Origin of the sequence: Kitasatospora nipponensis (genome assembly GCF_039528135.1) — a bacterium.
GTDB lineage: Bacteria > Actinomycetota > Actinomycetes > Streptomycetales > Streptomycetaceae > Kitasatospora > Kitasatospora nipponensis.
The window spans coordinates 1-19,712 of sequence record NZ_BAAALF010000157.1; the positions used below are offsets into that span (position 1 = coordinate 1).

Genomic DNA, 19,712 nt, shown 5'->3' on the forward strand with positions numbered 1-19,712 from the left:
CGAGCGCGCCGAGGCGGGCCGCGGTGCCCACCGCCCGCGGCCAGTGGGCGGGGCGCAGCCCGGCCGGACCGGCGGTCCGTCCCGGGGCGTCCAGGGCCCCGCGCACCGCCCGCAGGCCGGTGGCCAGGTCGCCCTCCACGTCGAGCTCGCCGGTGATGTAGGCGTCGGCCAGGCCGAGTTCGCCCGGCTGCCAGAGCAGCCGGCGCAGCGCGCGCGGGGTGCGCAGCACCACGGTGGGGGCGTCGGCCGGCCCCGCGGTGGAACCGTCCCAGGCCCGCAGGCGCAGCGGCAGCGGGCCGCCGAGCAGGTCGGTCAGCAGCGGGGCGAGCAGGGCCGCGGCACGGGTCATCGGGCGCCTCCGGGGGCTGCGTCGCGGGTCAGCAGCATCTGCTGGACGTTCAGGTAGCCGGTGCGGAACCCCGCCTCGGAGTAGGCGAGGTAGAGCTCCCACATCCGCCGGAAGACCTGGTCGAAGCCGAGCGCCGAGACGTCCTCGGCGCGGGCGGTGAACCGCTCGCGCCACAGCCGCAGCGTCTCGGCGTAGTGCGGGCCGTACTCCTGGCAGCTGGTCAGGCGCAGCCCGGTGTGCGCGGCCGCGGTCTGGCCGATCGCCCGCACCGAGGGGATCTGGCCGCCGGGGAAGATGTACTTGAGGATCCAGGTGTAGGTCCGGCTGCTGGCCAGCATCCCCTCGTGCGGCATGGTGATCGTCTGCAGCGCGACCCGGCCGCCGGGGGCCAGCACCCGGTCCAGCGTGCGCAGGTAGGTGGGCCAGTAGGTCCGGCCGACCGCCTCGATCATCTCCACGCTGACCACCGCGTCGTACTCGCCCTCGGCCGCCCGGTAGTCGCACAGCCGCACCTCGGCCCGCTCGGACAGCCCCGCCTGGGCGATCCGGCGCCGGGCCAGCGCGAGTTGCTCGTGCGAGAGGGTGAGGCTGACCACCCGCGCGCCGCGCTGCGCCGCGCGCAGCGCCAACTCGCCCCAGCCGGTGCCGATCTCCAGCACCCGGTGGCCCGGGCCGACGCCGGCCAGGTCGAGCAGCCGGTCGATCTTGCGGTGCTGGGCGGTGGGCAGGCTCTCCCAGTCGGCGGGCGGCCGGCCGTCGGGGCCGCTGGTCGGGAAGAGCGCCGCGGAGTAGGTCATGGTGGGGTCGAGGAAGAGCGCGAAGAGCTCGTTCGACAGGTCGTAGTGGCGCCGCACGTTGCGCCCGGTGTTGCCGGTGCTGCCCGACTCGGTGTGCGGCGGGCGCTGGACGGAGAACCGGCGCAGCCAGCGGGTGCCGCCGGGCACCAGGCTCTGCGGCGCGTCGGCGAGCGCGGTGAGCAGGGCGACCAGGTCGGGCGAGTCCCAGTCGCCGGCCTGGTAGGACTCGCCGAAGCCGATCAGCGCGCCCGCGCCGACCCGGTGCAGGAAGGTGTGCGGCCGGTGCAGCCGCAGTACCGGCGCGCCGGCCGGGGCGGGCACCAGCAGCCGCCCGTCCGGGAGTTCGACGCGCAGGCCGCGCCGGCGGGCGACCGTGCGCAGCAGCCGCCCGGCGATCGCCGCGCGCAGCGGGGAGTCGGGCACCCGGGCGATGTCGGGCCAGCGCAGCGGGTCGATGTCGAGCTGCGGCGCGCGGAGCGGTTCGGCGGGCTGGTGGCCGGTGGGCACCGGGACGGCGGCCGGGCGGCCGGTGGCGGTCCGGATCACGGGGTGGGCACCTCTTCCTGGGACGGGGACGGTTCGACCGGGCAGGAAGCTCCGGCCGGCGGGCGGGGCTGGACCGGCAGTCCGCGCAGCAGCAGCCGGATGCCCTGGTAGCGGATGTGCAGGCTCACCGCGAAGGTCGCGAACGGGTGTCGGGCCACCGCGCGCAGCAGTGCCACCGGCCCGGCCGGGCGGCGCCGGCCGTGCACGGTGGCGCTGAACACCCGCCCGCCGTCCCGCCGCAGCGAGATCGCCAGTCCCAGCCGCTCGCCCGGCTCGGGCAGCACCATCGTGTAGTCGCCGTCCACCGGGAAGAACGGCGAGACGTAGAAGCGCTTGGCGCTCTCGGCCCGTCCCCCGGCGTCGGGGCGCAGCAGGTAGCGGTGTTGCTCGCCGTAGGTGTTGTGCACCTCGGCCACCGTGCAGAGCGGCCGGCCGGCGCGGTCGTGGCACCAGTAGACGGTCAGCGGGTTGAAGACGTGGCCCAGCGAGCGGGCCTGGGTGAGCATCAGGACCTGCCCGCCGTCGAGCCGCACGCCCTGCCCGGCGAGGTAGCACTCCAGATCGCGGCGCAGGCCGCGGCCCGGGTCGCGGGGGTGGCCGCCGGGGTGGCCGGTGGGGTGGTGGGCGTGGAGGCCGGCGGGGTGGTCGGCGGGAAACTCTGCGGGGTGGTCGGCGGCCCGGAAGCGGGCCAGCGGGCGCAGCGGCGCCGGCAGCCGGGGCAGCCGGTCGAGGTCGACCAGCCAGAGGTAGCCGCGGTGCCGGAAGGCGTGCCGAAGCGGTGCGTGCCGCACGTGGTCGATCCGGACCTCGTAGAGCGCGGCGCCCCAGCGGCCGGGCAGCACGACGGTCATGGCGTGCCCACCCTCAGCAGCGCCTCGGCGGCGGCCAGACCCGACCGGCAGCCGTCCTCGTGGAACCCCCAGCCGTGGTAGGCGCCCGCGAACGCCGTCCGCCCGGTGGTGAGTTCGGGCAGCCGGCGCTGGGCGGCCAGGCTCTGACGGGTGTACAGGGGGTGCTGGTAGACGGTCCGCGAGAGCACCTGCCCGGGCGGCAGCGGATGCGCCGGGTCCTCGTTGAGGGTCACCAGGTACTGCTCCTCGGTCGCCAGCCCGAGCAGCCGGTTGAGGTGGTAGCTGACCTGCACCCCCTCGGCGCCGCCGGCACAGCTGGGCATCAGGTAGTTCCAGGAGGCCCGGGCCCGCGGCGCGCGGGGCAGCACCGAGGCGTCGCGGTGCAGCACGGTGGGGTTGTGCGAGTAGCGGAACGCGCCCAGCACCGCGCGTTCGGCCGGGTCGGCGTCGGCCAGCAGGCGCAGTGCCTGGTCGGGGTGGGTGGCGACGACCACCGCGTCGGCCCGCGTCCGGAGCCCGGTCTCGGTGCGGATCTCCACGCCGTCGGCGTGCCGGCGCACCTCGCGCACGGGCGCGCCGCGGTGCACGGTGTCGATCCGCTCGGCGATCCTCGCCACGTAGCTCTGCGAGCCGCCGACCACGGTGCGCCAGGTGGGCGAGCCGGTGACGCCGAGCAGGCCGTGGTTGGCGAGGAAGGCGAAGAGGTAGCGCGCCGGGTACTCCCCCGCCAGGTCGGGCGGGCAGGACCAGACGGCGGCGACCAGCGGGGTGGCGAAGTGCCGGGTGAAGTAGGCGGAGAAGCGGCCGGCGGCGAGGAACTCGGCCAGCGTGGGCTCGGCGGCTTCGGCGTCGGGCGTGAGGGCGGTTTCGGGGGCGGGCGTGGCGAGCAGCCGCCGGGCCCTGCGGTGGAAGCGGGTCACCTCGGCGAGCATCCGCAGGTAGCGCGGACTGCGCAGGGCGGCCGGCTGGGCGAAGAGCCCGCCGGGGCCACGGGCCCCCGCGTACTCCAGCCCGCAGCCCTCGCAGCGCACCGACATGCTCATCTCGCTGGCCCGGGTCCGCACGCCCAGCTCGGCGAAGAGCCGGACCAGGTGCGGGTAGGTCCGCTCGTTGTGCACCAGGAAGCCGGTGTCCAGCGGGACCGTCCGGCCGTCGGCACCGGTGGCGTACTGGGTGTGGGCGTGGCCGCCGAGCCGCTCGTCGGCCTCGAAGAGCTCGACCCGCACACCCGCGCGGTGCAGCGCGTAGGCGGCGGTCAGCCCGGCCACCCCGCTGCCGACCACCGCGACCCGCCGCGGCCGCCCGGCGCCCGGCCGGGCCCGCGCGCCGGCGGTCGTCGGGGATGCGGTGTCGGGGATGCTCACGGGTGCCCCTGCGGGTGAGACGGGTCCGCCGGACGCGGCCGGGCCCGTGGCGGCTGCGGCAGGTGCCGGGGGTCCCGGCCTGCCTCCTGACCGGTCTTCGGTGCCGGCCGGGACGCGGATTGGTCCGATCGGCCGCACCGCGCCACCCGTGCGACCCGTGCGACCCATCCGCGCCGCGCCCGGCTCCGAACAGCGGGTACCGGGCGCCCGCGGGATCATCGTGCCGACACCCGCCGGCGCACGGTGGACGGCGCAGGGTGGACGGCGGACGGTGGACGAGCGGAGGAGCTGCGGTGGCGATCGGACGACCGGCAGAGCGGGCCGACCCGGCGCCCGCCGCGCCGCGCGGCAGTTGCCTGGTGACCGGGGCGACCGGCTACCTGGGCGGCCGGCTGGTGCCCGAACTGCTGGCGGCCGACCATCCGGTGCGCTGCCTGGTGCGCGACCCCGGGCGGCTGCGCGACCACCCCTGGCGGGGCCGCGTCGAGGCGGCCACCGGCGACGTCACCCGGCCCGGGACGCTGGCCGGTGCCTTCGACGGCATCGAGACCGCCTACTACCTGGTCCACTCGCTCGGCACCGGCCCGGACTTCGAGGAGCGCGACCGCCGGGCCGCCGAGCAGTTCGGCGCCGCGGCCGCCGCGGCGGGCGTGCGGCGGATCGTCTACCTCGGCGGGCTGGGCCCGGCCGGCGTGCCGCCCGAGCAGCTCTCCGCCCACCTGCGCTCGCGCGCCGAGGTCGGCCGGACCCTGCGGGCCGGTGCCGTCCCGGCCGTCGAACTGCGCGCGGCGGTGATCATCGGCTCCGGCTCGGCCTCCTTCGAGATGCTGCGGCACCTGACCGAGCGGCTGCCGGTGATGGTGACCCCCAGCTGGCTCGACACCCGGATCCAGCCGATCGCGGTGCGCGACGTGCTGCGCTACCTGGTCGCCGCCGCCGGCCTGCCACCTGGCCTGAGCCGGGTCTTCGACCTCGGCGGCCCCGACGTGCTGACCTACCGCCAGATGATGCAGCGCTACGCCGCGGTGGCCGGGCTGCGCCGCCGGGTGATCATCGCCCTGCCGGTGCTCACCCCGCGGCTCTCCAGCCACTGGGTGGGCCTGGTCACCCCGGTGCCCGGCGCGCTGGCCCGGCCGCTGGTGGAGTCGCTGCGCCACGAGGTGGTCTGCACCGAGCACGACATCGCCCGCTACGTCCCCGACCCGCCCGAGGGCCTGATCGGCTTCGAGCAGGCGGTGCGGCTGGCCCTCAAGCGGATCAAGGACGCCGAGGTGACCACCCGCTGGTCCTCCGCCTCGCTGCCGGGCGCGCCCAGCGACCCGCTGCCCACTGATCCACAGTGGGCCGGCGGCAGCCTCTACCAGGACGTCCGCGAACGCGCCGTGGCGGCCTCGCCGGCGGCGCTGTGGCGGGTGGTGGAGGGCATCGGCGGCCAGCACGGCTGGTACTCCCTCCCGCTGGCCTGGGCGCTGCGCGGCGCGCTGGACCGCCTGGTGGGCGGCGTGGGCCTGCGGCGCGGGCGGCGCGACCCGGACCGGCTGCGGGTCGGCGACGCGCTGGACTTCTGGCGGGTGGAGGAGCTGGTGCCCGGCCGCCTGCTGCGGCTGCGCGCCGAGATGCGGCTGCCCGGGCTCGCCTGGCTGGAGCTGCGGGTCGACCCGGACGGCGTGGGCGGCGCCCGCTACCGGCAGCGCGCGCTGTTCCACCCGCACGGACTGGCCGGCCACGCCTACTGGTGGTCGGTGGCGCCCTTCCACGCGCTGGTCTTCGGCGGCATGGTCCGCAGCATCGCGCGGAGCGCGCGGGCGCGGGGGGACGGGCCGGGGCGGTAGGGCTACGAGGTGGCGGGGGCCTGCGGGGTGGGGATCTGCGGAGCGGGGGTCTGCGGGCTGGGGGCCGCCGGGATGGGGGCCGCCGGGGCCGCCGGGTCGAGGTTGGCCGGGTCGCCACCGAGCGCGCGGTAGAGGTCGGTCCACCGCCGGTCGGCGGCCGTCGCCGGCTGCCCGTCGCAGAACGGCTTGCGGCCGCCTGCGGTGTAGTAGCGCATCATCTCCAGCACCGCGCCGGTCCGCGCGCCCGCGCCGGCGGTGTACTCGGCCCCGGGCTGCCGGCTCTGGTGGACCAGGCAGCTCGGCGACGGGCTCGCGGCCGGGACCTCCAGCGCTCCCGAGGCGGAGTCGGCCGACCCGGCGCCGATGCCGCACGCGGCCAGCAGCGGGAGCAGGAACGCGACCAGCAGCGGGACCGGCGACGCGGTCCTGGGCGCGGTGGCACGGCGGGGGTTCGGCATGGCGGGGCTCCAGGGGAGGGCGACGCGGCGGATCAGCTCCACCCGCTCTCTTCGGCTCGTCGCCCGCGCCGGTTCGCCCCGCTCACCCGTTCGGCCGATGCAGACCACCCGTCCGGCCCAGTCGCGGCGCCGGATCGCCCGCGCGCCCCCTGGCGGCGGTCCGACCGGTCAGCCGGCCGCGAGGGCGCGGCGCTGGCGCTTGGCGAGGGCGGCCTGCGAGAGGTCCTCCGCCTGGGCCCTGAGGTTCTTGTGGCCGTAGCCGTGCTCGGCCAGCCACGCCTCCGCGGCGGCCTGGGCCCGGGCGGTGGCGGCCACGATGTCCTCCTCGGCCTGCCCCGACTCCAGGAAGCGGAAGGTGAAGAACGGACGGGCGGCGAGGTCGTAGCTCAGGTGCCCCTCCGCGGTGAAGGCGGCGTGCAGCACGTCGTGCTGCCCGGCCTCGGCCAGCAGGGTGGCGCGCTGCTCCTCGGTGAGCCCGTCGAAGGCGCCGCGCACGGTCACCCGGAAGATGCGATCGGTCATACCCGGACCCTAGCCGCGCGCTCCCGCTCCTCCCACCGGATTAATCGGTGCTCAGCCCTGGTCCGCCTGCTCCAGCGCGGCGCGGGCGGCCGGCAGCGCGGCTTCGCGGACGGCGGGGGCCAGGCCGATCCGGGTGCGGCGGTCGAGCAGGTCGGCGGCGTCCAGGGCGCCCTCGTGGCGGACGGCGAAGCGCAGTTCGGCCGCCGTCGTCTCGGTGCCCGGCGCGATCGGCCGCAGCAGCGCGGGGTCCCCCGCGGCCTCGGCGAGCACGGCGAGGGCCTCGGTGCCGTAGCGGTGCACCAGCCGCAGCGGGGCCGGCACCCGGGCGAGGGTGTCCCGGTCGGCGGCGCCGACCAGCGGCAGGTCACGGGTGCGGCAGGGACCGGCAGTGCGGCCGGCCGCGGCCAGCGCGGCGTCCAGCGCGTCCTGGGCCATCCGCCGGTAGGTGGTGAGCTTGCCGCCGACCACGGTGACCAGGCCGTCGGGGGCGGTGAGCACCGCGTGCTTGCGCGAGACGTCGGCGGTGCGGCCGGTGCCGGTGTCCAGCAGCGGGCGCAGCCCGGCGAAGGTGCCCAGCAGGTCGGCCCGGGTGAGCGGGGTGCGCAGCGCGGAGCTGACGGTCCGCAGCAGGAAGTCGATCTCGGCCTCGGAGGCCTGCGGGACGTCGGGGACCGGTCCGGGTGCGTCCTCGTCGGTGAGGCCGACGTAGACCCGGCCGTCGGGGGCCGGCAGGGCGAAGACGAAGCGGTTGGTCTCCCCCGGCACCGGCACCGTCAGCCCGGCGGTCAGGCCGCCGAAGGCCTCCTGTGCGAAGACCAGGTGGGTGCCGCGGCTGGGCCGCAGGGTGATGCCCGGGGCGAGCTCGCCGGCCCAGACGCCGGTCGCGTTGACCACCATGGTGGCCCGCACCGGGAAGCTGTCGCCGGTCAGCTCGTCGCGCAACAGCGCGCCGGTACCGGTGGCGGCGCCGGCCGAGCAGCGGGTCAGCACCCGCGCGCCGTGCGCCGCGGCGGTGCGCGCCAGTGCGGTCACCAGGCGGGCGTCGTCGGTGAGTTGACCGTCCCAGAAGACCAGCCCGCCGCGCAGGCCGGCGCCCGCCACGGTGGGTGCGTAGCGCAGCACCTCGGCGCGGCTCAGCCGGCGCGAGCGGGGCAGCGTGGCGGAGGGCGTGCGGGCGGCCAGCCGCAGCAGGTCACCGGCCAGGAAGCCGGCGCGCACCAGGGCGGTGGCCGAGCGGCTGGTGCCGGGCAGCAGCGGGACGACCTGCGGCAGCGCCCGCACCAGGTGCGGCGCCGTGCGCTCCAGCAGGATGCCGCGCTCGACGGCGCTCTCGTGCGCGATGCCCACGCTGCCGGAGGCGAGGTAGCGCAGGCCGCCGTGGACCAGCTTGGAGCTCCACCGGCTGGTGCCGAAGCCGAGGTCGTGCTTCTCGACCAGGACGACGGACAGCCCGCGGGAGGCGGCGTCCAGCGCGACGCCGGCGCCGGTGACCCCACCGCCGATGACCAGGACGTCGACCGGGTCGACGTCCTGGTCATGCCGGTCGTCCGTCCGCCGGTCCGCGAGCCGGCGCAGCTCCGCCAGGTCACGGGCCCGGCGGGCGCCGTTGAGCGAGGAGCCGGTGAGCGGCAGCGGCGCGGCGGGGGTGGGAGCGGGGGTGGTCATGGCGTGGGCCGGCCTTCCGTCAGGGGTGCCAGGTAGCGGTCCAGCAGCAGGCGCAGCTCTCCGTCGAGCCGCTCCAGCTCCGGGCCGGTGCCCTCCGGCTCGTCGGCGAAGACCGGCCCGGTGAGCGTGAAGGACCAGGCGGTGAGCAGCACCGAGCGGGCCAGCAGCACGGGATCCGCCGCGCGCACCGAGCCGTCGGCGATGCCCGCCCGCAGGCCGGCCTCCAGCAGGTCCAGCTGGTGGTTGGTGTTGGTGCCGCGGCGCTTGAGCAGGTACGGCGTCAGGAAGTCCGGGTCGAGCTCGATGATGGTGCGCAGCAGCGGGTGGGTGCGGATGCCCCGGGCGAGGCGGACCACGCCGTCGACCAGCCGCTCCCGGCCGTGCGGCGAGGCCGGTCCGGCGCCCGCCACCGTGCCCGGGGCGCCGTCCGGGAAGGCCTGCACGGCCAGCGCGACCCAGGCGCGGGTGGTCAGCGCCCCGAGCACCTCGCGCACCGAGCCCCACCGCCGGTAGAGCGTGGCGCGCGAGACGCCGGCCTGCCGGGCGAGGTCGGCCATGGTCATCCGCTGCGGGCCGATGGTCAGCAGCAGCCGCTGCGCCGCGTCCAGGATCCGCTCCTCGGGAATGGCGTTGGCCGCCCGGAACTCGGGCGCTTCTTTCGCGGACTCTTCGGAGGCCCTGTTGATTCGCTGCGACACCACATGTAGAAGTGTATCAGCCAAGGCGCAGCCACCCGCAGGACGAACCACCCCGAGGACCCCCGATGACCGAGTCAGACCTGCCCGTCACGGACTTCCATCCGTACCGCTGGGGCGACCCCGCCCACCCGGCCGAACTCCCGGCCGCCGCCCGCGAGACGCTGGCCGCCTTCGGGGTCAAGGCGCCCGCGCAGGCCCCGGTCGCCCCCGCCGACGTGCGGCTTCCCGCGGTCGCCCTGGACGCCTCGGCGCTGGGCGAGCTGGCCGCCGTGGTCGGCGCCGAGCACGTCAGCTCCGAGCACGACGCCCGGCTGCGGCACACCCGCGGCTGGTCCACCCCCGACCTGCTGCGCCTGCGCGCGGGCGACGCGGACGACGCGCCCGACGCCGTGGTGCTGCCCGGTTCGCACGAGGAGGTGGTCGCCCTGCTGGCGCTCTGCGCCCGGCTGAACATCGCGGTCGTCCCCTACTCCGGCGGCACCTCGGTGGTCGGCGGCCTCGCCCCGCAGCGGGCCGGCTTCGCCGGCGTGATCGCGCTGGACCTCGCGCGGCTGGACGCCGTGCTCGCGGTCGACGAGGTCTCCCGCACCGCCACCCTGCAGGCCGGCCTGCGCGGGCCGCGCGCCGAGCAGTTGCTGCGCGAACAGGGCTTCACGCTGGGCCACTTCCCGCAGTCCTACGAGGGCGCCAGCATCGGCGGCTACGCGGCGGCCCGGTCGGCGGGCCAGTCCTCGGCCGGCTACGGCCGCTTCGACGACATGGTGGTCGGCCTGGTGCTGGCCACCCCGCGCGGCACCGTGACGCTCGGCAGCGCCCCCAAGTCGGCGGCCGGCCCCGACCTGCGCCAGCTCGTCCTCGGCTCCGAGGGCACCCTGGGCGTGATCACCTCGGTGACCGTGCGCCTGCGCCCCGCGCCGGCCGAACGCGTCTACGAGTCCTGGCGGTTCGACTCCTTCGAGGCGGGCGCCGACGCGCTGCGCCGGCTGGTCCAGGACGGTCCGGTCCCCACCGTGCTGCGGCTCTCCGACGAGGCCGAGACCAGCGTCAACCTGGCCGACCCGAAGGCGATGTTCGGTGCCGGCCCCGGCGGCTGCCTGGCCGTCACCGGCTACGAGGGCACCGCCGAGCAGGTGGCCGCCCGGCGGGCCGGCGCGAGCGCGGTGCTGACCGCGGCCGGCGGCGAGCTCCTGGGCACCGAGGGCGGCGAGGCCTGGCGCACCGGCCGCTACCGCGCGCCGTACCTGCGCGACCCGCTGCTGGACGCCGGGGTGCTGATCGAGACCCTGGAGACGGTGACCTTCTGGTCGAACCTGCACCGGCTGCGCGCCGCCGTCACCGAGGCGCTCAGCAGCACGCTCACCGCCCAGGGCACCCCGCCGCTGGTGCTCTGCCACATCTCGCACCTCTACGAGACCGGCGCCTCGCTCTACTTCACCGTCGCCTGCGCCCAGTTGGAGGACCCGCTCGCCCAGTGGCAGGCCGCCAAGTCCGCGGCCAACGCGGCGATCCGCGCCTGCGGCGCGGCGATCAGCCACCACCACGGGGTGGGCACCGACCACCGTGAGAGCTACGCCGAGGAGGTCGGGCCGCTGGCGGTCGAGGCGCTGCAGGCGGTCAAGCAGGCGCTGGACCCGGCCGGGATCCTCAACCCCGGTGTGCTGATCGCGCGTTCCCCGTCCGCCTCGACCGACAGTGGCCACTGAGGTGCGCGCCTTCACCGCGGTGGTCAACCCGGTCTCGGGCGGCGGCAAGGCCTTCGCCCACTGGGAGCCGGTGGCCGAACTGCTGCGCGCGGCCGGCGCCACCGTCCGTGCCGAGCGGACCCGCAGCCGCGAGCACGCGGTGCAGTGCGCCACCGAGGCCGCCCGGCGCGGCGAGGTGGTGGTCGCGGTCGGCGGTGACGGCATGGTGCGCGACGCGGCCGACGGCGCCGTGCGCGGCGGCGGCACGCTGGGGATCGTGCCGGCCGGCCGCGGCAACGACCTGGCGCGTGCGCTGGGTCTGCCGACGGACCCGGCCGGGCTCGCCCGGCTGCTGCTGGAGGGCCCGACCCGGCAGATCGACGTGCTGGACGTCAACGGCGTGATCGCGCCGGGCAACGTCTACATCGGCATCGACTCGCTGGCCACCCGGATCATCAACGCCAGCCGCTGGGTCCCGGCCCTGCTGCTCTACCGGCTCGCGCCGGTGCGCGCGATCCTCAGCTGGCGCCCGGCCGGCTACACGGTGCGCGTGGACGACACGGCCGAGCAGCGGATGCGGGCGCACACGGTGGTGATCGCCAACTCCGGTGCCTACGGGCACGGCCTGCGCATCGTGCCGCCCGCGGTCCTGGACGACGGGCTGCTGGACGTCATGGTGGTCGGCGACGGACCGCGCAGCATGATCGTCAAGTTCATGAGCGAGGCCAAGCAGGGCACCCACGTCCACCGACCCGAGGTCAGCCTGCGCACCGGGCTCACCGTCACCGTCGACGCCGACCGGCCCGTCCCGGTCTGCGCGGACGGCGACGAGATCGCCCACCTGCCGGCCACGGTCACCCTGCTCCCCGCCGCCCTGACGATCATCGCCCCGGCCTGACCCAGGGGCCTGCCCCCGGGTGGCGGATCCGGCCGTCACAACGACAGCCGGATCCACCACCGGGGTCGGGCACACGCAGGCCCTCAGGTCTCCCGCTGCGGGTGGTAGGTCTCCGCGGTGAGGCCGAAGGTCCAGGCGACGCCGGCCCGGGCGGTGCGGGTGGTGGGCGGCACCCGCAGCCAGTAGGTGCGGAAGGTGCCGTCCGGCTCGGCCGTGGAGTTGACCACCTCGACCATCACCACCGGCTCGTCGCCCGGCAGCAGGATCCGCCACAGCGCCCCGGTCTCGTCGCGGTGCAGGGGCTCGGCGCCGGAGTCGGCGAGGTAGCGGTCGTAGCCGTAGTGCTCCAGCATCACCCGGCGCAGCTCGGCATTCTCCTGCGCGCGGATCCGCTCGGGGGTGAGGCCCTCGAGGCCCGCCAGGAAGCCGGCCGGCACCGGCATGCCGCGCCAGGCGTGCAGGGCAAAGCCGTCGGGGTAGCCGAGCGCCGGGCCGTCCGCGCGATCCAGCCGGCCGGCCTCGTCGCGGTGCAGCTCGCCCGGGCGCTCGCAGAGCAGCACCACCCGCTCGAAGGGCCACCACCAGCCGGCCGCCCGCGCCACCTCCGCCAGCGCGCCGAGCGCGACGCCCTCCTCGGAACGGCCCGACGGATCGGCGAGCGCACCCGCGGCGTCGAACGCGGCCAGCCAGGCGGCGTCCTGCTGGCCGAGCACCGCGTCGAGCAGGGCCAGTCGCACCGCGGCCACCGCGGCCGTGGTCCGCCCGCGCAGCAGCTCGGCGCCGGCGGCGTCGGACTTGCTCAGCCGCACCTCCGACTCGCGCAACTCCCCCGCGCCGTGCAGCGCTTCGGCGACCGCGTCGCGAATCCGGCCGGCCAGCGCCTGGGTCGGCCGCCACAGCTCGCCGCCCGTCAGCGACCAGAGCTCGGCCCAGCCGAGCCCGCCGAGCCGCGCGTGGACCTGCGCCCGGGCCCGCTCCCACGGCCCGGTCCGCACCGCCTCCCGCACGCTCACCCCGGCCTCGACGGCGCCGTCGGCACCGTCGCCCGGCCGCGCGGCCACACCGTGCGCGGCCAGCCGGTCGGCCACCTGCACCAGCAGCGGCCCGGTCCGCTCGGCGGCCGGGCAGCCGCTCAAGCGCCCGGCCTCACCGGTGAGCAGCAGGGCGGCCAGTGCCGCCTGCAACGGCGAGTCGAACCAGACCAGTGCCGCCGGTTCGGCGAGCCCGGCCGCCCGGTAGGCGGCGCGCACACCACGCTCCGCTGCCGGGCGGTCGGCGGGCCCGGTGGCGACCGAGACCCGTCGCCAGTACTGCGCGGCCTCGACCGCGGTGGCCGGGCCGGTCTGCTGGAGTGCCGTCACGTCACATTCCTTCATGGTGAGCCGATGGTTAGCTGATGATCCGTCAGACGTGTTGAAGCAGACAGCGCCGGCTCAGTCGGAGACGATCCGCACCGCACCCGGCGCGTACTCCCGCTGGCGCACCACCCGGTACCAACCCTTGGGCAGGGCGATCGCGGCATGCTCCTCGTGCACCACCCGGCCACCCTCAGGCAGGTGCAGCCAGGCCGCGCCGAACGGCCCTGGCTCACGCAGCAGTTCACCCGCTCCGAGCACCGCGTGCGCGTGGCCGGTCACCTCGCCGAGCGCCAGCACCAGCCGGCCGCGGACGTCGCGCGGCTGGCGGGTCAGCCCGGTCGTCCCGACCGGCCCGGTGCTCTCGGGGACCGGCGCGATCAGCACATCTCCCTGGCGGTACAAGGGTTTCCTCCTCGATTGCGGAACCGGGACGCACTCCCCGGGCGTCCTGGCGACACCCCGGACGGTAGGACACGAGACCGACAGCGCGGACCGACAGCGCGTGCCGGCAATGCGGATCGGCAATGCGGATCGGCAGCCCCGGCGGCCGTGGTGTCCGGACCCCGGCCGACACACCTGTCAGCCACCGCTGGTACACCTGTTCCCGTCCGACCACCGCGAGGAGAAGCGCCATGACGATCTCTGAACACATCACGGAGTTCCACGGGCTCCCGGTCTTCGACCTGTTCCCCGAGGACGAGGCCGCCGCGGCCGACCCCGCGGCGCTGCCCGCGCCCGACGCCGTCGCCTGGCGGGTGGGCCTGCACTACGAGTCGAAGCGCGGTTTCACCGACCTGTGGCAGTCCTTCCTCGACCAGGTGGACACCGGCCGGGTCCGTGCCGTGGTGATCGGACCGTGGTTCGCCGACGACTTCGAGCCGCTCACCGAGGCACTCGCCGCGGTCGTCGCCGGCGCGGCGCGGCTGCCCGAGTTGCGCGCGCTGTTCATCGGCGACGTGACGTACGAGCAGTGCGAGCTCTCCTGGCTGCAGATGACCGACATCACCCCGGTGTTCGGCGCGTTCCCGCAGCTGGCGGAGCTGGTGGTGCGCGGCGCCGACGGGGACTCCGGCGAGGACGAGAAACTGGCCCTCACCCCGCTGCGCCACGAGCGGCTGCGCGCGCTGCGCTTCGAGGCCGGCGGGCTGCCGGGCGAGGTGGTCCGGGCGATCGCCTCCTGTGACTTCCCCGCGCTGGAAAGCCTGGAGCTGTGGCTGGGCGTGCCGCAGTACGGCGGCGACGCCTCCGTCGCCGACCTGGCGCCGTTCCTGGACGGCAGCCGGCTGCCCGCGCTGCGCCACCTGGGCCTGGAGAACAGCCAGATCCAGGACGAGATCGCCGCCGCGGTGGCGGGCGCCCCGGTGGTGGCCCGACTGGAGAGCCTGAGCCTGGCGATGGGCATCCTGACCGACGTGGGCGCCGGCGCACTGCTCGAGGGGCAGCCGCTCACCCACCTCAAGGCGCTCGACCTGCACCACCACTTCGTCGGCGAGGAGCTCCAGCAGCGGCTGCGCGAGCGGCTGGAGCCCTCCGGCGTCGTGCTGGACCTGAGCGGCCGGGTGGATCCGACCAGCGACTGGCAGTACGTCGCCAACGCGGAGTAGCCACCGGATGACGTCCGCCCAGCCCCCGCACCTGACCGTGGTCGGCCACCCCGGCCACCGCCGGGTGACCCTGTTCGGCGCCGCCGCGCGGGCCGCCGGTCTGCCCGAACCGACCGTCCTGCCCTGGCTGGACCTGCTGCGCGGCAGCTTCCGTCTCACCCCCGGCACCCTGGTGCGGATCGACTCGCCGGGCGAGGACGAGGCGGTGGACCGGCTGCTGCGCGGCCCGACGCTGGGCGCGGGCTACGCGCCGGCCCGGGTGGAGGGCACCGCCGCCTGGTACCGGGGCCTGCTGGCGGCGCTGGCCGAACTGGCGGACGCCGTGGCGCGCACCCCGGGCGCGGCGCTGCTCGGCGACCCGGCGGAGATCGCCGCCATGTTCGACAAGCGCCGCACCCACCGGCTGCTGCGGGACGCGGCGGTCGCCGTCCCGGCGGCGCTGGAGGGCGTGCGGGCGCCGCCGGCCGGCTGGGCGGCGCTCAAGGAGCGGCTGGCCGCGGCCGGACTGCGCCGGGTCTTCGTCAAGCCGGCCCACGCCTCCTCGGCCAGCGGCGTGCTCGCCCTGGAGTTCAGCCCGCGCGGGCGGGTGCAGGCCACCAGCTCGGTCCGGCTGGTGGACGGGGCGCTGTTCAACTCGCTACGGGTGAGCCGTTATCGGGACGAGGGCGAGATCGCCGCGATCGTCGACCGACTGGCGCCCGACCACCTGCACGTCGAGCGCTGGATCCCCAAGGCCGGGCAGGACGGCCGGGCCGCCGACCTGCGGGTGGTGGTGGTCGCCGGTCGGGTCACCCACGCGGTGGTGCGCACCAGCAGCGGGCCGATGACCAACCTGCACCTGGGCGGCGCCCGCGGTGACCTGGCGCGGGCGATGGCGGCGGCGGGGGCGCGCCGGGCGGACCTGACCGAGCTGTGCGAGCGGGCCGCCGCCTGCTTCCCGAACGCGCCGATGGTCGGCGTGGACGTGCTGCCGACCGCCGGCTGGCAGCGCTTCCTGGTCGGCGAGGTGAACGCCTTCGGCGACCTGCTGCCGGGGCTGGCCGGGCTGGCCGACGGTCCCGCGCCCGGGCAGGACACCCACCGGGCCCAGCTCACCGCGCTGTTGGAGCGCCACCGACGCCTCACCCCCCTCACCGACCCGCCGGAAAGACGAGCACCGTGACGCACCACCCGAGCACCACTCCGCACCACCCGAGCACCGCGCCGGACCACCCGAACACCGCGCCGCATCAACCGGACACCGCGCCGATCCCGGACATGAACGCCGTCATCGGCAGCCACGACCTGCTGCTGGTCACCCTGGACACCCTGCGCCACGACGTCGCCGAGGAGTTGGCCGCGGCCGGCCGCATCCCGAACCTGGCATCGGTACTGCCGGGCGGCCGCTGGGAGCGGCGGCACACCCCCGGCAGCTTCACCTACGCCGCCCACCAGGCGATCCTGGCCGGCTTCCTGCCCACGCCGGCGAGCCCGCACGGCCCGCACCCACGGCTCTTCGCCGCCCGGTTCGCCGGCTCGGAGAGCACCGAGCCGCGCACCTGGGTCTTCGACACCCCCGACCTGCCCTCCGCGCTGGGCGCCGCCGGGTACCGGACCGTCTGCCTGGGCGGCGTGGGCTTCTTCACCAAGCGGGGCCCGCTCGGCTCGGTGCTGCCCGGACTCTTCCAGGAGAGCTACTGGGAGCCGGAGTTCGGCGTTCCCTCGCCGACCTCCTTCGAGTCCCAGGTGGCCTGCGCGGAGCGGCTGACCGCCGACCAGGACCCGGACCGGCCGCTCTTCCTCTTCGTCAACGTCGCGTCCCTGCACCAGCCCAACTGGTTCCACCTGCCCGGGGCCACCCGCGCGGACGGCGACAGCCGGGCCAGTCACGCGGCCGCGCTGGAGTACGTCGACCGGCACATCGGCCGGCTCTTCGCCGCGATGAGCCGACGCCGGCCGTGCTTCGCGATCGTCTGCTCCGACCACGGCACCGCGTACGGCGAGGACGGCTACACCGGCCACCGGATCGGCCACGAGAGTGTCTGGACGGTGCCGTACGCCCACTTCACCCTGCCCGCCGCCCCCGCCGGCAGGAAGGCCGCCGCCTCGTGACCACCGCTACGCCGCCCAGTACCTCGCCGTACCAGTCGTACGTCTACGCCTACCCCCACAAGACCGCCTACCGGGAGCTGCGGCCGAGCCCCGCGCTGCGCGAGGTCTGGGCGGGCGAGCCGCAGCACGCGCTCTCGCTCTACCTGCACGTCCCGTTCTGCGAGGTGCGCTGCGGCTTCTGCAACCTCTTCACCCGGATCGGCAGCCCGCAGGGCCTGACCACCGCCTACCTGGACGCGCTGGAGCGCCAGGCCGGGGCGGTCCGCGAGGCCTTGGCCGACGACGCCCGCTTCGCACTGGCCGCCTTCGGCGGCGGTACCCCGACCTATCTGACCGCCGCCGAGCTGACCCGGCTGTGCGACATCGCCGAGCAGCGGATGGGCGTCGACCTGCGCGCGGTGCCGCTCTCGGTCGAGGCCTCCCCGGACACCGCGACCGCCGACCGGCTGGCGGTGCTGGCCGAACGCGGCACCACCCGGCTGAGCCTGGGCGTGCAGTCCTTCCTGGACGAGGAGGCGAAGTCGGCCGTCCGCCCGCAGAAGCGCGCCGCCGTGGAGGCCGCGCTCGGGCGGATCCGGGCGGCGGGCTTCCCGGTCCTCAACATCGACCTGATCTACGGCATCGACGGCCAGAGCGAGGCGAGTTGGCTGCGCTCGCTGGACGCGGCGCTGGCCTGGCGGCCGGAGGAGCTCTACCTCTACCCGCTCTACGTGCGCCCGCTCACCGGGCTGGCCCGGCGCGGCGCCGACGCCTCGCCCGCCGGCTGGGACGCCCAGCGACTGGCCCTCTACCGGGCCGGCCGTGACCACCTGCTGGCCGCGGGCTACCGCCAGGTCTCGATGCGGATGTTCCGCCGGGCCGACTCGCCCGACGCCGGCGGCCAGGAGTACAGCTGCCAGGTCGACGGCATGGTCGGCCTGGGCTGCGGCGCCCGCTCGTACACCTCGGACCTGCACTACTCCTTCGACTACGCGGTCGAGGCGGGCGAGGTGCGCCGGATCATCGACGACTACGTGGCCACCACCGACTTCTCGCGCGCCCTGTACGGGCGCCCGATGCCGGTGGCGGAGGCCCGGCGCCGGCACCTGGTCCAGTCGCTGCTGCAGGCCGAGGGCCTGGACCGGGCCGCGTACCGCCGGCGCTTCGGCACCGACGCCGCCGCGGACTTCGCCGCCGAGCTGGCCGGCCCGCAGCTGGCCGGCCGGCTGCTCGCCACGCCCGAGCGGCTGCGGCTGGACGCCGAGGGCCTGGCCCACAGCGACGCGATCGGCCCGGCGCTCTTCTCCGCCGAGGTGCGGGCCGCGATGGCCGCCTACCGGGCGCGGTGAGCGGACGATGACGGACCGTCACAGCACCCCGGTGCACCTGGGCCTGCCGCGCCCGGGGGTGCCGGTGGACGAACCGCGCGAGCTCACCCTGCTCTACCGCGGCCCGCTGGCCTCCTGCGACTACGACTGCCCGTACTGCCCGTTCGCCAAGCGGCGCGACCCGCCCGAGCAGCTACGGGCCGACCGCGCCGCGCTGGCCCGCTTCACCGACTGGGTGGCCGCCGCGGGCGAACGGGGCGACACCCTCTCGGTGCTCTTCACCCCGTGGGGCGAGGGACTGGTGCGCTCCTGGTACCGGCAGGCGCTGGTGCGCCTGAGCCGGCTGCCGCAGGTGCGCCGGGTCGCGATCCAGACCAACCTCAGCTGCCGCACCGACTGGCTGGCCGGGGCCGACCTCGACACCCTGGCGCTGTGGACGACCTACCACCCCGGCGAGGTCACCGAGCGGCGCTTCCTCGCCAGGTGCCGCGAACTCGACGCGCTGGGCGTGCGCTACAGCGTCGGCGTGGTCGGTCAGCCCGAGCACCTGGCGGCGGCCCGGCGGCTGCGCGCGGCCCTGCCACCGGAGGTCTACCTGTGGATCAACGCGGCCGAGGGGCTCGAGTACCGGGACGCCGAGGCCGCCGACTGGACGGCCCTCGACCCGCTCTTCGGCTACAGCCGCCACCCCCATCCGAGCGCCGGCCGGCCCTGCCGCACCGGCGACTCGGTGCTCTCGGTGGACGGCGACGGCACGGTCCGCCGCTGCCACTTCGTGCCCGAGGTCCTCGGCAACCTCTACGACGGCTCCTACCGGGCCGGCCTGGGCCCCACCCCCTGCCCGCGACCGGTGTGCGACTGCCACATCGGCTACGTCCACCTGGAGTCGCTGCCGCTGTACGACGTCTTCGCGGGCGGCGTGCCGGAGCGGATCCCCGCGCGCTGGCCGCGCTGACCGGGCGCGGCGGGCCCGTGGCCCGCAGGGCGCGGCGGGGCAGGCGCGGCGGGGCGGGCGTCACCGACTGTGGGCGGCGCGCAGGTGGGGGACCAGGTGGCTCAGGTCGTCGTCGGCGGCCTGGGGATGGGCGGTGAGGAGTCGGTGCACGGCGCGGGCCAGCGGGAGGTCGGCCGCGGCGGTGGCCAGCGCGACGTCCTTGGCCGCCAGCCGGATCGGGAAGTGGGCGCCCTGCGCGAAGGCCCGGTCGGCCGCGCCGGCCAGCGGGCTGTTGGCCAGCGCGGTGGTGACGAGTTGCTCGGGCAGGCCGAGCGAGTCGGCCAGCGCCATCGCCTCGGCCACCAGCGCGACCCCGCCGATCACGGCGTTGATCAGCACCAGCTTGAGCGCCGCGCCGCTGCCGACGGGCCCGCAGGCCAGCACCCGGCCCAGGGTCTCCAGGACCGGTCGCACGGCCGCCACCCGGTCACCGTCGCCGCCGGCCAGCAGCAGCAGTTGGCCGCTCGCGGCGCGGTCGACGCTGCCCATCACCGGGGCGTCGACCAGCGCGACCCCCGCGGGCAGCAGGCCGGTCAGCTCGGCGAGCGCGTCGGGGCCGATGGTGGAGGCCTCGACCAGGGTGGTGCCGGGGCGCAGCGCGGGGGCGAGTTCGCCGACCACCGCCCGCAGCGCGGCGGGGTCGGCCAGCACGGTGTCCACCACCTCGGCCGCGGGCACCGCCTCGGCGGGCGAGGA

The 19,712-nt window shown here is 76.4% G+C and carries 18 protein-coding genes and 1 pseudogene; 8 read left to right on the forward strand and 11 right to left on the reverse strand.

Features of this window, described 5'->3' with window-relative positions:
- From ABD323_RS30730 to ABD323_RS30745, 4 genes and pseudogenes are all read right to left on the reverse strand, one after another.
- Nucleotides 1–349, reverse strand: a pseudogene (locus ABD323_RS30730) (SAM-dependent methyltransferase); the annotation flags it as partial.
- The gene (locus tag ABD323_RS30735; RefSeq protein ID WP_425556209.1) at nucleotides 346–1,692 is read right to left on the reverse strand and encodes a class I SAM-dependent methyltransferase; all 1,347 of its coding nucleotides are present in this window, start codon (nucleotides 1,690–1,692) and stop codon (nucleotides 346–348) included. The gene ABD323_RS30735 and the pseudogene ABD323_RS30730, both read right to left, overlap by 4 nt.
- Nucleotides 1,689–2,543, reverse strand: a complete 855-nt coding sequence (locus ABD323_RS30740) for a DUF1365 domain-containing protein (protein WP_344445309.1) — start codon at nucleotides 2,541–2,543, stop codon at nucleotides 1,689–1,691. The genes ABD323_RS30735 and ABD323_RS30740 overlap by 4 nt, the downstream gene beginning before the upstream one ends.
- Nucleotides 2,540–3,901: an NAD(P)/FAD-dependent oxidoreductase gene (locus ABD323_RS30745; protein ID WP_425556210.1), complete on the reverse strand. Its 1,362-nt coding sequence runs from the start codon at nucleotides 3,899–3,901 to the stop codon at nucleotides 2,540–2,542. The genes ABD323_RS30740 and ABD323_RS30745 overlap by 4 nt, the downstream gene beginning before the upstream one ends.
- A gap of 299 nt (nucleotides 3,902–4,200) precedes the next feature.
- Here ABD323_RS30745 and ABD323_RS30750 point away from each other — a divergent pair, with 299 nt between their 5' ends.
- A complete protein-coding gene (locus ABD323_RS30750) occupies nucleotides 4,201–5,739 on the forward strand; it encodes an SDR family oxidoreductase (protein ID WP_344445310.1) in 1,539 nt (512 codons plus the stop codon).
- 2 nt (nucleotides 5,740–5,741) lie between these two features.
- On the opposite strand, the gene ABD323_RS30755 is transcribed toward ABD323_RS30750, so the two are convergent.
- The 4 genes from ABD323_RS30755 to ABD323_RS30770 form a co-directional block, all read right to left on the reverse strand.
- A complete protein-coding gene (locus tag ABD323_RS30755; protein WP_344445311.1) occupies nucleotides 5,742–6,197 on the reverse strand; it encodes a hypothetical protein in 456 nt (151 codons plus the stop codon).
- Nucleotides 6,198–6,365: 168 nt separating this feature from the next.
- Nucleotides 6,366–6,719 (reverse strand): DUF6204 family protein, encoded by a 354-nt coding sequence (locus ABD323_RS30760; protein ID WP_344445312.1) that lies wholly within the window; start codon nucleotides 6,717–6,719, stop codon nucleotides 6,366–6,368.
- 51 nt (nucleotides 6,720–6,770) lie between these two features.
- Complete coding sequence (locus ABD323_RS30765; RefSeq protein ID WP_344445313.1) at nucleotides 6,771–8,384, reverse strand: glycerol-3-phosphate dehydrogenase/oxidase; 1,614 nt, start codon at nucleotides 8,382–8,384, stop codon at nucleotides 6,771–6,773.
- Nucleotides 8,381–9,085, reverse strand: a complete 705-nt coding sequence (locus ABD323_RS30770; protein ID WP_344445314.1) for a TetR/AcrR family transcriptional regulator — start codon at nucleotides 9,083–9,085, stop codon at nucleotides 8,381–8,383. Before ABD323_RS30770 ends, ABD323_RS30765 begins: the two co-directional genes overlap by 4 nt.
- A gap of 62 nt (nucleotides 9,086–9,147) precedes the next feature.
- On the opposite strand from ABD323_RS30770, the gene ABD323_RS30775 reads away from it, so the two are divergent.
- Both ABD323_RS30775 and ABD323_RS30780 read left to right on the forward strand, forming a co-directional pair.
- Nucleotides 9,148–10,785, forward strand: coding sequence for an FAD-binding oxidoreductase (locus ABD323_RS30775; RefSeq protein WP_344445315.1), 1,638 nt, complete (start codon nucleotides 9,148–9,150; stop codon nucleotides 10,783–10,785).
- Between the two features lies 1 nt (nucleotide 10,786).
- The gene (locus ABD323_RS30780) at nucleotides 10,787–11,662 is read left to right on the forward strand and encodes a diacylglycerol/lipid kinase family protein (protein ID WP_344445316.1); all 876 of its coding nucleotides are present in this window, start codon (nucleotides 10,787–10,789) and stop codon (nucleotides 11,660–11,662) included.
- Nucleotides 11,663–11,745: 83 nt separating this feature from the next.
- Here ABD323_RS30780 and ABD323_RS30785 read toward each other — a convergent pair whose 3' ends face one another.
- Both ABD323_RS30785 and ABD323_RS30790 read right to left on the reverse strand, forming a co-directional pair.
- Nucleotides 11,746–13,023, reverse strand: coding sequence for a DUF6745 domain-containing protein (locus ABD323_RS30785; RefSeq protein WP_344445317.1), 1,278 nt, complete (start codon nucleotides 13,021–13,023; stop codon nucleotides 11,746–11,748).
- Nucleotides 13,024–13,095: 72 nt separating this feature from the next.
- Nucleotides 13,096–13,422: a hypothetical protein gene (locus ABD323_RS30790; RefSeq protein WP_344445318.1), complete on the reverse strand. Its 327-nt coding sequence runs from the start codon at nucleotides 13,420–13,422 to the stop codon at nucleotides 13,096–13,098.
- A gap of 230 nt (nucleotides 13,423–13,652) precedes the next feature.
- Between ABD323_RS30790 and ABD323_RS30795 the strand changes: the two genes are divergently transcribed.
- The 5 genes from ABD323_RS30795 to ABD323_RS30815 all read left to right on the forward strand — a co-directional run bounded on the left by ABD323_RS30795 (nucleotide 13,653) and on the right by ABD323_RS30815 (nucleotide 18,977).
- A complete protein-coding gene (locus ABD323_RS30795) occupies nucleotides 13,653–14,624 on the forward strand; it encodes an STM4015 family protein (RefSeq protein WP_344445319.1) in 972 nt (323 codons plus the stop codon).
- A gap of 7 nt (nucleotides 14,625–14,631) precedes the next feature.
- Entirely contained in the window at nucleotides 14,632–15,786 is a 1,155-nt protein-coding gene (locus ABD323_RS30800) for an STM4014 family protein (protein ID WP_344445320.1), read from the forward strand.
- 95 nt (nucleotides 15,787–15,881) lie between these two features.
- Nucleotides 15,882–16,715, forward strand: a complete 834-nt coding sequence (locus ABD323_RS30805) for an STM4013/SEN3800 family hydrolase (protein ID WP_344445326.1) — start codon at nucleotides 15,882–15,884, stop codon at nucleotides 16,713–16,715.
- Nucleotides 16,712–18,043 carry an STM4012 family radical SAM protein gene (locus ABD323_RS30810; RefSeq protein ID WP_344445321.1) on the forward strand — a complete coding sequence of 444 codons (1,332 nt, stop codon included), beginning with the start codon at nucleotides 16,712–16,714 and terminating at the stop codon, nucleotides 18,041–18,043. Before ABD323_RS30805 ends, ABD323_RS30810 begins: the two co-directional genes overlap by 4 nt.
- A gap of 7 nt (nucleotides 18,044–18,050) precedes the next feature.
- Nucleotides 18,051–18,977 (forward strand): STM4011 family radical SAM protein, encoded by a 927-nt coding sequence (locus ABD323_RS30815; RefSeq protein WP_344445322.1) that lies wholly within the window; start codon nucleotides 18,051–18,053, stop codon nucleotides 18,975–18,977.
- 60 nt (nucleotides 18,978–19,037) lie between these two features.
- Here ABD323_RS30815 and ABD323_RS30820 read toward each other — a convergent pair.
- The coding region (locus ABD323_RS30820) for an NAD(P)-dependent oxidoreductase (protein WP_344445323.1) at nucleotides 19,038–19,712 on the reverse strand (675 nt) is incomplete at its 5' end.